This is a genomic window from Paenibacillus sp. FSL R7-0302, from assembly GCF_038006885.1.
Taxonomy (GTDB): Bacteria; Bacillota; Bacilli; order Paenibacillales; family Paenibacillaceae; genus Paenibacillus_AQ.
The window spans coordinates 475542-489189 of the sequence record NZ_JBBOWB010000002.1; the positions used below are offsets into that span (position 1 = coordinate 475542).

The following is a 13648-nucleotide window of genomic DNA, read 5'->3' on the forward strand; positions in this document are numbered from 1 at the left end:
TCTCCTCCAACCCCTATCCATTTATTCTGTAACCCGTTGTTCCTTCTGTTCACTGTCGATCCGGTACTGATGGTCGATGATAGCCTCCTGGATATCCAGATAGGCCCAATGATTCTTGGAGACATCCGGGAATTTCACCGCATCTGCTCCATGGAGCGGGCCGCGGTCAAACATCTGATTAACAATGACTACTGCTTCCGCACGGGTCAGATAAGCATTCGGCTTGAAGCTGCCGTCCGGGTAGCCCTTGAGCAGGCCTGCCGACACGTTGGCTTCAATTACAGCCTGGGCCCAATGTCCAGTTGTATCGCTGAAGCTCGATTTTCCGTCTGCCGGTACGGCAAGCTTCAGGTAGTTGGCAGCAGCAGCGGCCATCTCTGCTCTCGTAATCGGTGCATTGCCCCGGAATTTCCCGGCCGGATCACCCTTCATCACGCCCTGTGCATTCACGAAGGCAATAGCTGCTGCCGCATAATGGCGGACAGCCACATCCGGGAAGGGAGGAGTGCCTACAGCCGCACTAGCATCATAGCCCAGGTTCCGGGCAATCATAAGTGCCATTTGCGAGCGCGTTACCCGATCGTCCGGCTTGAATTGACCATCCGGGAAGCCAACGATATAGGATACATGCGTAGCAGGCGACTGATTATTGAAGTTGATAATCGTAAAGGTACTGAATTTGCTTACCGAGAATTCCAGTCCAAGCAGTCCCTCTTTATAGGTAACCGCTTTGCCTTTGACAACCTCTTTCGTGCCGTCAGTATGTTCAATGAAAATACCGAGCTGTGCGAGGAAGGCATTACGCGCCGCTTCGTTCGCAGGCAGCTTCACATCTTTGAGCGGCAGAATCAGAGTTACCGCCCGGCTGGACAGGTTCGTCTCGATGGTCATCGGTCTGGCGACCACTTCAATTCGATTGTCCTTCGCCACTTCACGGACTACAGCCTCAAGTGTGGCTCTCTTCTCAATCTCATTGCGCTCTGCTGCATTCCTTACCGGTACTAGCCGGAAATAGAAATCCTGCCCGATTCCTTCCAGAGAAGCGTTCGGGATACGGATGATCGCATTCTCCGTGTAGATTTCAAGCACAATGCCATTCTCTTTCAGCAATTTGGCAGTCTCTGCCGGAATCTGGACATTCACTTCGCTGACATTGTCTGCCGGATCCGGAATGACCACACGGGCGATGCTTTGTCCCGTCTCTTTCGCCATCTTCACTGCTTCTTCGGCCTTATCCTTGGTGAAGCGGACCAGATCCGTTATCGTTCCGTTGCTGTGAGTTGTCCGCTGGACCGGCACTTTCGTGATGCCAGCCGCATTGGCTCCGCCGATAGCCACATCTACCTCAATGACTTCGGTTTTGGTGGTATCTGGAGCAGGAGCAGGTGCGGAGCCTCCGCCGCCACTCGAAACAGGCTCTTGTCTGGTAACGATTATCGTATAAGTGTTCGTTTTACCAGCAGAATCCTTGACGGTAACCAGAACTTCATTCTTGCCTACTTTTAGAGGGAGCGCTTTGCTCCATTGACCGTTCGTAACCTCTACCGGAGCTTCACCCGCAATGCTGAGCGTTACTACGGCTCCCGGGTCCAGCGTAAACGGCTTAAGGGAAATTTCATACACACTATTGCTTACAGTTGCTTCATACTTATCAATTTCGGGCTTGAACTCCGGCTGCAAGGTACCGTTGGAAGGCTCAAGTGAAACCAGCTTCCCGCTGGCGCGGATGACCTGAATTTGGTATTGCCCCAGCTTAATGCCTGGGTTCTTCGCATCCACAATATCCACCTGAATGGTATTCAGCCCTTCCTGAAGCGGCAGCTTGCTCCAGTCACCGTCAGGCACCTCTACACCGTTCAGGCTTACCTTGCGCAGCGTATCGTTATCTCCTGCTGGAGCAAGATTCAGGGCGATGGAATCCGTCTCATTAGGCACGGTTGCCAGGTAGCCGCTTGGTACATCCGGCTGGAAGCCCGGATGCAGCGATACCGGCTTATCTCCAACACTTAATCCCAGACCGTTCTCAGGCAGCTTGCCTGCCTCTGAGATATACTTGGAATCCCCGCCAAGATCAATTCCCGGCTGCAGACCCGTAAGCGGGTTATTCTTGTTGCCATTCTCCGTTACGTTGCCAAGCTCTGGATCGTAGCTCAACATGCCGCCGTTATGATCAGCGGGAATCGGAACAATCAGTTCATTGCCGTTAATCTCAAAAGGTGCCTGAAGCGGCACGCCGCCGTAAGTGAATCCGGCCAGATCGGTCAGATCGTTGATCGGCTTGTTGAACACCAGCTTAAGCTTGCCCGCTTCGGGATAGGCGGCAATCAGCTGAAGCGGAATTACATTGTTATCCTTCGTGATGCCTGACTGGTCGCCGGCCTGGATCGGCTTCAATTCGTTCAGGACGTTGCCCTCAGCCGTAACATTACCGGCAGCAGGATCGTACCCTACGACCAATGCATCATTTGGACCAAGCGCTTCCTCCAGAACGACTTCTACTTTATCGCCCTGTACGGACTTCACAGCTATAACCTTCCGTCCATCGACGGTAAGTCCGGTAAGATCAGCCTCGGTCAACATGGAACCTACAGGCTGGTTGAATGTCAATACCGCGTGATCCGGCTGACCTTCGTTGACTGCCACATGGGTCAATTCCAGCTGTGGTACCGTGAACGGCACCAGCTTCGTTTCTGTTCTTACTTCATCGCCGAATGTCTTAGTCGAAGTCACCGCCACATGGTAGGAGCCTGGTGCCAGCGGACCCGGTAGCTTGGTATCCCACTTATAGACATCATCGGTTACAGTAATCCCTACCTCAAGGTCGAACAGATGCGCATTCGGGTGGACATCCACTTTATACACAGCAGCCGTAACCACCGAGTCCAGTGCAGCTTGTCCGGTTACCGGGAGCGGGAAGTCTGCTCCATATACCTCTGTTCCCTTAGCAGGCGTTTCAATTTCCAAGGAATCACCAAACGGTCCGTTCGCAATAAGCGTAAAGTCGGACACTGGCTCCTTCCCCGGTGTCTGAGCCTGGATTGCCGATTGTGCGTCATCGTATTCGATTCTAACCACAGGGTCATTAACCAGCGGGCTGGCCAGAGTCAGAATAATGACACTAGGATCTTCGGACGATACTACAGCATTCGTAACATCAACCAGTTTTCCGTCCAATGTCACTCTGAAGTCGTCTGTAGGGTCCGCATCGTTTCCATTGAATTTGACCGGTTTGTCAAACTTTATGGATACCTGATCGTTTCTTCCGGCTGTATAGCTCGCACTGTCAGCCACAGGCGGCTGCTTCACCAGTCCCTCAACCGCATCCGCCACGCTCTTGCGGGCAGCCTCAACCTCTTCAGGAGAAGCATGTTCATCTTCAAGAACAGCGTTGGCATCATCTACTGCCTTTTTAAGAACGGCCAGAGACTGCTTCGTATAGACCTGCGGAGCGAGGTCGAGAATTCCCTGCGCTTCACCGGCATCCGTTTTCAGCGGTGTTTTATCCACCAGTGTTATGGTTGTGTTAATGCTGGTGTTGGAATCGCCTGGCATGCCGCCGTATTCAACAAGGTAGGCTTTTACCACCTGACCGCTAGTTGGATAATCATTCCATTTACCGTTTGCAAAGATATGCACTACATGTTCGAACGTGGCGTCATTTGGCTCCCCAGCATCCCAGTTATTGTGCATGATATGGTTACTGCCAAGACCATATGTGTCATCCGTCACCTTGGCGGAATCATTCAAGCCGCCTTGAGCGGCATAACCTTTATAGAAGGGAAGGCCCGATTTGCCTTCGTACTCCAACTTTCCTTCCGGTCCGGTCACCCAGCGCCAATCGCCGTAGCCGTTATATTTGTTGCTTTGCAAGGTGAAGACCCGCGTGTTGGCTCTACCGTTCGCATCTTCCGTCCGGGCTATGTCTTTCCCGCCAATCCAGCCAATCCCCTGCGCCTTTTCAGCAATAAAAGCGTTCTCATCCGGGTCGGTAATCGTCACAAGATACCCTTGGCGACCATAATAACTCTTCTTCTCGGCATCTGCCTTGGCTTTCGGCCACGTGATACTGTTTTCTTCTCCCACATACTCATAGAAATGGCCATTTTTATTAAAGGCCGGGACAGGACCAAGGCCGAAGGTCAGACTGCGCTCTCCTGGCGATGTCATGGTAAATTTGGCGTTCTCCAGTACATTCTGATACACTTCGGTCGAAGCCTCGCCTTTTAAGATATAAACACCGTTCCCTGTGACGGAGGTAGCTGTAATTCCTGTACCGGCAGTTACGAACGTAATCTGGTCACCCTGCTTGTACCCGTTAATGACAACCGTAGCCCCCGTCATCATCTCATCAGGATCTGCGGTAATGGAGAGTTCCGGGAAGGTTAGGTTAACAGCTCCGCTATCCGGCTTGGTGAAACTCCGGTACTTCTCTGAAGTGAAAATTTGTTCCGAACCATCATTATCCGCTACAGCCGCATGGGCCACGGGTCCGGCCAGCGCAAAGTTGGCAGCAACCAGCGCAATCGACAACGAGGCTGCCAGAGCGCGGGAACCTCTTTTATTCCATTTCTTCGATGTTGTCATCTTTTTTTTGTTCTCCTCATCTAAAGGGACTTTTATTGGATCAGCCGACACTTCCTATTGTTCATAGACCGCTTGCCTATTACCTGTAAAATCCTCCCTTCCTTTGCAGGCGTTCACCAAATCGTGCGATACGGATACCGACAGGTTGTGTATAATAATCTCTTAGTTTCTAATACTATCCGACAGTCCTCTACATTAACTCTACAAATCCCCTTTTTTGTGACAAAGATCATTGCGTAATTACGAATTCCCTCCCAACCTTGTGTTGCGGTTCATTTGAAAAGTTAAAAAAAGACACCCTAAGGGTGCCCTGGTTGATCCTGCGGATCGCTTATTTCCGTTAATTCACCGGGATATACATCTTCTGAACCTCCTGCACCCCGGGCTTAAACCCGAGATTATAGTACACAGATTCCGCATCATTTCCCTCCATTACATACAATCTCAGCAGCGGATAAGTCCCCTTCAGCATCGTCAGCGCTCTTTGCAGCATCCGTGTAGCCAGTCTTCTCCCACGATAGGGGGGGTTAACGCCGATGCTATAGACTGCCGCCACATGATCTTGCAGACACAGCCGGCAATTGGCAATGAGCTGTCCCGTGGCCTTATCAAATACCAGTGTGGAGGCCTGTGTTAATTTTTCATTAGAGTAACTAGGATCAGTAGGCAGGAAATCTTTCACAGCAGTTTGCTTCCGCCGGGTCGCATCTAAGCCCCCTCTAAAGCTCTCAAAATCACAGCGGGCAATCTCTTCTGCAAGGATGAACCGTTTGCCTCCCTCCTCAGTTACTTCCACTTCAGGACTCTCAATCCGCAGATTGTCCTCCCAGCTGATGTGGAACTCTTCTGTAGGCCGCTGCATCCAGCGGCATCTGAATTCATCCGGCCAGAAGCCTGCCCGCGCGTATAGCTGAACCTGATCCGGCAGAACCTCATAGGTCCGTATCGGTTCCTTCCGGTCAGACCACTGAATCAACAACTTTTTAAGCTGCTTCAATATTCCGAATGAATCGTTAAACGGAGGGATTACAAAGAGATGGTAGATCACATTCGGTGACATCCGGACTCCGCCGATTCTACTCTCCCCCTTGTATATCCAAAAGGCATTCCTGCGCGGATTCGTATAACCTTCTTCTCTAAAAAAGCCGTTATACTGCATGTTATAATAGACGGAGCAATATACTCCCCACTCCTCGGGCTCTGCTCTGCGGATAGACCATTCACCATTTAAATCGTAGGATATCGTATCTTCAGACCATTGCTTTACACTCATCCTGCACTCCTCCTTATACCTCCAGCCATTCGGCTGCACTCACATAGACCTTCCTTTTGATCTTAACAAGGCTATGTGCCCATTCAAATATAGGAAACTGCTATAAAAAGACTCTACTGTTTGTTTTTTTCTCAAATATAGGGTATATTGTCAGACCACAACTGTCTTATAATGGAATTGGGCGGGATTCTTCGGTCATTTATGAACGCGCGTTCATAGCCCTGCCTGTCATCTATCATGAGGAGGAATGGTTATGCAATACGGTCATTTTGACGACAAGAACAAAGAGTACCTGATTACGAAGCCGAATACGCCTGCTCCTTGGGCCAACTATCTCGGTTCGCCGGAATACGGTGCAATTATCTCAGGTAACGCCGGGGGCTACAGCTTCATGAAATCCGGGGCCAACGGACGGCATATCCGCTATCACTTCAACTCCAAGGACGAGCCTGGGCGCTACATTTATGTCAAAGACCTGGAGAACGGGGATTATTGGTCCGGCTCCTGGCAGCCGGTAGGCAAGGATCTGGAGCAATACAAGTCCGTCTGCCATCATGGAACCGGATACACGAACATCGTCTCAGATTATGACAACATTCATACCGAGTCCTTATACTACGTACCGCTGAACAAGACCTATGAAGTATGGCGCATGAAGATCCGCAATGACGGCACTGCGACTCGCAAGCTGGCCCTCTTCGGCTTCGCCGAATTCACCAATGACAACAACTATGAGCAAGATACTGTGAACCTGCAATACACGCTGTTTATTTCCCGGACCTACTTCAAGCACGATAAAATTCTTCAAGTCATCAATGAAAACATCGCGGGAGAGCAAACCTGGAGATTCTTCGGCGCGGCCGGAGCAGAGGTGGCCGGTTATGACGGAGACCGCGATACGTTCCTTGGAGATTACCGCAGCTACGGGAATCCGCTCTCCGTGGAGAACGGTCAATGCTCCAATTCGCTGAACTATAATACCAATGCCTGCGGTGCCTTGCAGCTCAATGTGGAGCTACAGCCGGGGGAAGAGAAGGAAGTCGCCTTCCTGCTGGGACAATATGATGAAGAGGGAGCCTCCGGCATTCTTAGCCACTACCAGGATTTGTCCGTGGTAGACCGGGAGCTTGAAGAGCTGAAGACCTTCTGGCACAGCAAGCTTAACCGCTTCCAGGTGCAGACGCCAAGCAGCAATCTGAACCATATGATCAACACGTGGAATGCTTACCAGTGCTTCATTACCTTCATCTGGTCGCGTGCTGCCTCCTTCCAGTACTCCGGATTGCGCAACGGGCTCGGCTACCGGGATACGGTGCAGGACATCCAGGGCATTATCCATCTGGACCATGAGATGGCTCTTGAACGCCTGCGGCTGATGATCTCTGCCCAGGTATCCAACGGCGGCGGGCTGCCGCTGGTGAAATTCGACCATAATCCGGGTCATGAAGGAACACCGGACGACCCTGAATATGTGCGGGAGACCGGACATCCTCACTACCGGGCCGATGACGCTCTGTGGCTATTCCCGACGGTAATCAAGTATCTGAATGAGAGCGGGAACTGGGACTTCACCGATGAGGTCATTCCTTATTCGGATCAAGGCGAAGCTACGGTATATGAGCACCTGCGGCAGGCACTTCAATTCAGTCTCGACCGGATGGGTGCCCACGGCATGCCGGTTGGACTTCATGCCGACTGGAACGATTGTCTGCGGCTTGGCGCCAAGGGCGAATCGCTGTTCGTGGCCTTCCAGCTGTACATGGGCTTCAAGGTATTCATGGACATCGCGGAGAACAAGAACAAGCCGGAGGATGCTGCGTGGGCACAAGGCCTGCTGGAGGAGTTGGACGGTAATATCCAGAAGTATGCCTGGGAGAAGGATCAGTTCGTCCGCGGCTTCACCGAGGACAACTATACCATCGGCTCCTGGGAGAACGACGAGGGCCGAATCTGGCTGAACCCGCAGAGCTGGTCGGTGCTAAGCGGCGCGGCCCGCCCTGAACAGGCGAAGCTCGCCATGGACAAGGTCTATGACAATCTGCGGACCGATTACGGCACGATGCTGTTCTACCCGCCATTCCGCAAATACGGCTTGCCGGTAGCACTGATGGCGCTGTTCAACGCTTCGACCAAGGAGAACGGCGGCATCTTCAGCCAGCCGCAGGGCTGGCTCATCCTGGCGGAAACGGTGATTGGTAACGGTGAACGCGCGTTCGAGTACTTCCTGAACTGCAGCCCGGCCACAATGAATGAGAATGCGGAGGTCCGCAAGCTGGAGCCTTACGTCCACGGCCAATTCGTGGAGTCCAAGGACAGCCCGTATCAGGGCCGGGCCCATGTGCACTGGCTGACCGGCACAGCCTCCACTGTTATGGTCTCACTGGCAGAGGGCATTATGGGCGTTCAGCCGCAGAAGGACGGCCTACGTCTGGACCCGTGTGTCCCTTCGGACTGGACCGACTTCTCCATGGTGCGCGAATTCCGCGGGAAGAAGCTGAATATCCAGGTGGAGAACAAGCACGGCGTCCAGAAGGGCGTCTCCCGCATCGTCATCAATGGCGAAGAAATCCAGGGCAACCTGATTCCTGTGTCCCGGATGGCGGCAGAGAACGATGTGCTGGTTGTGATGGGTTAACTCCAAGCCGGTCCAAGGAACGGCATAGTGTATATACGAAGAAGGAGAGCAGCCCCGGCGGGTGCTCTCCTTCTTTTGGCATCACGCATCATGTTACTTCAAAATCTTATTCAGCTCTTCTGCCGACTTCCTGCTGTTCGCTCTGGCATAGAAGTAGAACGCGACCGTATGCAGGATCACGGATAACAGCAGCATTCCAGGCCACCAGGCACTGATGGAATCGAACATCTCGACAGAGAACAACCACACCATGCCCATTCCGCCTGCAATACTGAGAATCGATCCAATAAGAATATTCCACAGCGGCTTCAGCGTGAAGTGATTCCACAGCACATTGTACATGACGCCGAATAGCACAGCAGCGATGGCGGCGATGCCCGCCAGACGCCACAGATACAGCATCTCCACTGGCTGATCCCTGAAGAACACCGTTAACAGCAGCGTGACCCAGAGTGACGTAAGGGTAAATACCTGAAAGAATGCTTGCTTGAGCTGATTAGCCATGATAACTCCTCCTGAAATGATTGATATAGTAGCGGCTGACAGTATAAGAACTATCATTCGTCAGCAGGACTTCCACCCGCGCATTAGCGGTTGCCGAGAATTCTTTGATATAGCGGGTATTGATGATGGTCTGGTTGTTGATCTTGATGAACCCGGGCGCATCCAGCGCATCCAGCGCAAACTTCAGCCTCGTGTTCAGCAGGTACATCTCTCCGGTAATGAGCCGCACACTGCACATCCGGCCCTCCGCCTCTATGACTGCAACCTTGCCCGCTTCCAGAGTGACCTGGCGGTTATTGCGGGCATTGATGACGGTGATCCGCTTCTCTGCCGCCTGAAGGGCAGCCTCAAGGCGTTTCCATTGTTCCTGTTCTGCCGGATGCGTAACGACCTTGGCCAATCCCCGGTCCATCCCGCTGTCTGCTTCAAATCTAATCTCCAACTGGCACTGCCTCCTCTCAACACCCATATTATTATCCTAAAAGCGTCTTGACCATCAATCTGCGTTTTCTTGCAGGAATCTGGCGTTTTGTTTCATTTTAGCTCCTTCTGCGGCTAAACAGGTACGCGAACAAGACTGCCGGGAGCTTCCCGGCAGCCTGCCTTGACATTTTATAACCTCGGATCGATCTCCTTCTCCTTCGTCACCTCGAACAACAGGTTCGCGGCAATCTGCTTATAGGCACTGTTGTCGGCCGAGATCTCCTCCAGCTTAATCTCCAGCATTTGCTTACCCAGCCGGTACTCGGCAAGGGATGTCCGCAGCTTGGGCACGATGTTCTTCTGCTTCATCAGCTTGGCATACTTGTGCGGGAATCTGTAATCGTAGCCGTAGATGATCGACAGGTACCCGGGATTGCGGACCTTCAGGTAAGGAACCACTCCAGGCTGCTCTTGCTCCGGCTTGATCACGATCCCCTCCATCTTCTGCTCAACGGTAATGGCAGCGAAATATTCCTCTGCCCGGCTGTAAGCCTCCGGCTCCTGCAGGTCCAGCACCAGGATCTCATCGTCATTCAGGAAGCGGTACTGCTCTGAGGTTACTCCCTCCGGCATCCGTTCCTCCCCGCTCTCCAGCACTTCCTTTAAGATGGCAAACGGCTTATACGCAAGCTCCGCATCCCCCGCATACAGCTCCAGCTGCTGCTTATACACCCGGTACGCTTCGTCCCGCTGGTCAAGCCCCACATAGGCATCCCGGATGCTGCGGACATACTTATACGTCTGGTACACATGAGCGCCGTAGCTGGTGTTAAGCGCCTCTTTGGTCAGATGATGCTGGTCCTGCTCGAACCCGCTGGCTTCATACTCCCGGATCAGCTCGCCGAGCGATTCCTCGAACCCGTGCTCTCTCAGGAACGCAAGCTCGTTCTCCAGTGCCCGCCCAATCGGCTGGAACTGGCGTTCAATCAGCCCTTCCCCCAGCGCCTTCCAGGGCAAAAGCTCCCCGTCCAGCAGCAGCACGCGGATGTCTTGCTCCTCCGTATACGCCCCGAACCGGTCCAGCAGACCTTGATAGACCGGCGTCAGATCTACAGCCTTGACCTTATAACCGTTGCGGCTAACCGCATAGCAATGCTCTACGTCCCGGTACAGATACACTGTGCAGCGCGAGCCCATATACTTGGGCTGAAGGACCACCTCATACACCCCGCGTCCGGCAAAATAATCCAATCCCTTGCGCAGTGACTCCAGCTCGCCTGCTACTTCATCCTTATCCGCAGGCGACATCGTCCCGGAGATGAAGTTGACCTTATTCTGCGAGGAATAGTGCAGTCTGCGCATGGACTCCGCATCCAGCTCCTCCACGGAGACCGTGCTCACTTCGCGGAACAGGACAGGCAAATCTTCCTGCAATAGCTGCTGCCGGGATCTATGGCTTTTGTAGAACGGCTTGAAGGTTATAAGGACAGAAGTCAGCCCGTTCCCATGCACCGCCCCCGTATCCAGATGTAATTTGTTCTTGATCCGGAACGTCTGCTTGGCGGCAATATGTCCGAACAGATGAAACGGATGATTACCCTCCGCCTCCTCCTTCAGGAATTCCAGCTGCTGCTCATACGCAGATTCACGGTCCAGCCTGAAGTTCCGCTGATGGCGCTGCGAATTCGTATCCAGCTTCCCGACATACTTATTGCGGCAAGGGGCATGCGTCACATAGAAGGAAGGCCCCCGATTCCCGATATAACGGTAAAAGGGCTTCGCCCGCTCCACCAGCACGGAGAATTGACGGAACAGCTCCTCGTCCTCCTGTAATACCTGAGTGGAATCGAAATAGGTTCTCAGCAGATCCGGCTCAGTCCCCTTGATCTCCCCCCGCAGGTACTTGTAGATGAAATTCTCATGGTTACCTATTACGAACAGGAAATGCTCCCGATTGCTATACAAGAACTCGATGATCTCCCGGGTCTGCTTGCCCTTATCGATCCAGTCGCCCGCCAGGATGATCCGTGTATTCTTCAGCTTATCCGTAGCACTTAGCTTCCCATCCTCGATCCGGTAGCCGTAGCTGCGCAGCAGCCCTTGCAGCTCTTGAACGCACTCGTGTACGTCCCCGACCACAATGTATTCCTGCTCCTGCGGAAGCACCGCAGCGGCATACGCCTCCCAGTCCTGAATGTGCACCCGGTAATCCGGGTTCGGCCGCTTTTCCCCCGAATCATCAGTACCTTCCAGACCTTCCAGCAGAAAATCCTTCGCCCGCACCTTATGAATACTATGGTAGCCCTCACGGGACAGCACAGGCAGCACTTCGCGGCGCAGCCGGTTCAGGTGGCCCGAGATCAGCTTCTTCGAGCGCTCCGAGGCATAATAATCCTCCCGCTTACGGTAATCGAACAGAATGACCTCCAGATTATACTGGTTCTCCTGGGCAATCGCCCGCACCTTGCTGCGGTAATCCTCGGCGAGACCAATCGTATCCATAATGACAAACTCTGCATTAATCGGCCAGGAGGTGACCCGCTTCAGCCGCTCGAACAACAGCGCGAACGTATGCGAGCTGGCCTCCAGCATCACCTGGTCATATTTATCGTAATCGTAGCCCAAGATCTCCTGACGGATCAGGTCCGAGGAGAGGTACTGCACATTCGTGCGCAGACCTGTAGCGCTGTCCGCAGCCTTAAGCTGCGGAATCAGCACTTCCTTGGCAAAAGTAGACTTCCCGCACTCCGTCGCGCCCACCAGCATGAATATCGTGTGTACCTTCGTCTGAATGTCCATGGTCTAACCCTCCTGTCTGCGCACAATCGCGCTCTGCGTGGTACGAATGTCGCCCACCCGGTCACCCACGAGCGAGAATTCGGCTTCTACGCCCAGCCCTTGCAGTGTGGCCGTCAGCCACTCTTCGAACGCCGCCTGACCCTTTTCCCACTTGTGATCCTCGTGCCGGAAGCCCTCCAGCTCATAATAATGATTGAAATCGGCATTCGGCGTAGTCACAATCAGCTGCCCGAAATCCACATGGCGGATGATCTGCCGGATCAGCGCTGCCGCTTCCGTCTCACTCATATGCTCCACAACCTCAGTCAGTATGATATCCACCTGCTCTCCGTTGTACAGCTCCAGGAAATGCTCCAGCGAGCGGAAGGTTACGATGTTATCGAGCTCCTTGGCCTTTGCCTTCCGGTTCACGACCTCCAGCAGTTCCTCGTTGATGTCCACCGCATAATAAGCGCCCTCGATCTTCCCGGCATACGGAATGGCGTAGAAGCCTTCCCCGCAGCCGATATCCAGAATGGGCTTATCGAACGGAAGCACACCTGAGATGAACGTTCGCCGCTGCATCGCCGTACTGCCATATTCCAGACCGATCGGATACCGCTCCGTTTGCTCGATCGCCACCTTGTACCGCTTGAACTGCTCCCGGGTCTTCAGGAGATTCCGGGCAAACAGGCTGCGGATATAGAAGGGGGCGTCCATTACGTTCAGACTGCGGATATATTTGTCCAGAATCCGGTCCGAAATATCGATATATTCATCCCCGAAGATCGATAAGAATAAGGACAGCACACTGACTACATGCAGGAGGTGGTATAAGCTTAGCTGCGTAGTAATGGTTAGAGAATAGCTCTTATGTGCCTGATGCTCCAGGTTGAACGTGTAATCCTTCAGATGCTGCTCGAAGAACCGGATGTAGTGCAGCCGCTCCACATGAATCATCTGGATGGTAAAAGAGTGCTCATACCCCTCCGCATCCCGCTCATCCCGCGCCTTGAACGGGGTAGAGAAGAACTCATTCACCGCATTCAGCGGGAATAACGGGGTGTTATAGCGGGAGACATTGAGATACTCGAAGCTCTCGCCTTCGTTCTTTTTATAGGAGACCTCATTATCAGCATCCTTGAAATACACATTATAAGTGGCCTCATCCGAATACCAGCCGTAAGCGATACCCTGGCGGACCGGGCGAAGCTGCATGCCGCTCTGCGGATTCTTTTTAATTATGAAACTTAGCTGCGGGTTCGTTGATCTCAGTTGTACAATAGCCATGATTGTCTTCCTCCCAACTTTTTCTGTTTTGGGATTAACCGTGACTCCAGAGAAGTTTTGGACTTCCGGCCGCTGTTATGGTTGGATTTCCTGATTTAGACCGCCAATGGCGGTAGAAATCCAACCATAAAGGCGGTCGCTATCGCTCCTACAGTTCCAAA

At 52.9% G+C, this 13648-nt stretch carries 7 protein-coding genes; 1 reads left to right on the forward strand and 6 read right to left on the reverse strand.

From position 1 onward, the window contains the following. Positions 1-21: 21 nt before the first annotated feature. On the reverse strand, positions 22-4584 hold the full coding sequence (locus MKY96_RS27705) for an S-layer homology domain-containing protein (protein ID WP_340945500.1): 4563 nt from the start codon (positions 4582-4584) through the stop codon (positions 22-24). Between the two features lie 340 nt (positions 4585-4924). Beyond that, positions 4925-5857, reverse strand: a complete 933-nt coding sequence (locus tag MKY96_RS27710) for a GNAT family N-acetyltransferase (protein WP_340945502.1) — start codon at positions 5855-5857, stop codon at positions 4925-4927. Positions 5858-6110: 253 nt separating this feature from the next. Between MKY96_RS27710 and MKY96_RS27715 the strand changes: the two genes are divergently transcribed. Beyond that, positions 6111-8492, forward strand: a complete 2382-nt coding sequence (locus MKY96_RS27715) for a GH36-type glycosyl hydrolase domain-containing protein (protein WP_340945503.1) — start codon at positions 6111-6113, stop codon at positions 8490-8492. 93 nt (positions 8493-8585) lie between these two features. Here MKY96_RS27715 and MKY96_RS27720 read toward each other — a convergent pair whose 3' ends face one another. From MKY96_RS27720 to MKY96_RS27735, 4 genes are all read right to left on the reverse strand, one after another. Further along, entirely contained in the window at positions 8586-8996 is a 411-nt protein-coding gene (locus tag MKY96_RS27720) for a hypothetical protein (RefSeq protein ID WP_340945505.1), read from the reverse strand. After that, positions 8989-9438 carry a LytTR family DNA-binding domain-containing protein gene (locus MKY96_RS27725; RefSeq protein ID WP_076077197.1) on the reverse strand — a complete coding sequence of 150 codons (450 nt, stop codon included), beginning with the start codon at positions 9436-9438 and terminating at the stop codon, positions 8989-8991. Before MKY96_RS27725 ends, MKY96_RS27720 begins: the two co-directional genes overlap by 8 nt. A gap of 170 nt (positions 9439-9608) precedes the next feature. Beyond that, the gene (locus tag MKY96_RS27730) at positions 9609-12218 is read right to left on the reverse strand and encodes a metallophosphoesterase (RefSeq protein WP_340945507.1); all 2610 of its coding nucleotides are present in this window, start codon (positions 12216-12218) and stop codon (positions 9609-9611) included. Positions 12219-12221: 3 nt separating this feature from the next. After that, positions 12222-13487 carry a class I SAM-dependent methyltransferase gene (locus MKY96_RS27735; RefSeq protein WP_340945510.1) on the reverse strand — a complete coding sequence of 422 codons (1266 nt, stop codon included), beginning with the start codon at positions 13485-13487 and terminating at the stop codon, positions 12222-12224. Positions 13488-13648: the final 161 nt, after the last annotated feature.

What these genes read in the sequence shown, in the direction of transcription:
- MKY96_RS27705 (WP_340945500.1), bottom strand. Translation starts at nt 4,584, where the DNA reads ATGACAACATCGAAGAAATGGAATAAAAGAGGTTCCCGCGCTCTGGCA.
- MKY96_RS27710 (WP_340945502.1), bottom strand. Translation starts at nt 5,857, where the DNA reads ATGAGTGTAAAGCAATGGTCTGAAGATACGATATCCTACGATTTAAAT.
- MKY96_RS27715 (WP_340945503.1), top strand. Translation starts at nt 6,111, where the DNA reads ATGCAATACGGTCATTTTGACGACAAGAACAAAGAGTACCTGATTACG.
- MKY96_RS27720 (WP_340945505.1), bottom strand. Translation starts at nt 8,996, where the DNA reads ATGGCTAATCAGCTCAAGCAAGCATTCTTTCAGGTATTTACCCTTACG.
- MKY96_RS27730 (WP_340945507.1), bottom strand. Translation starts at nt 12,218, where the DNA reads ATGGACATTCAGACGAAGGTACACACGATATTCATGCTGGTGGGCGCG.
- MKY96_RS27735 (WP_340945510.1), bottom strand. Translation starts at nt 13,487, where the DNA reads ATGGCTATTGTACAACTGAGATCAACGAACCCGCAGCTAAGTTTCATA.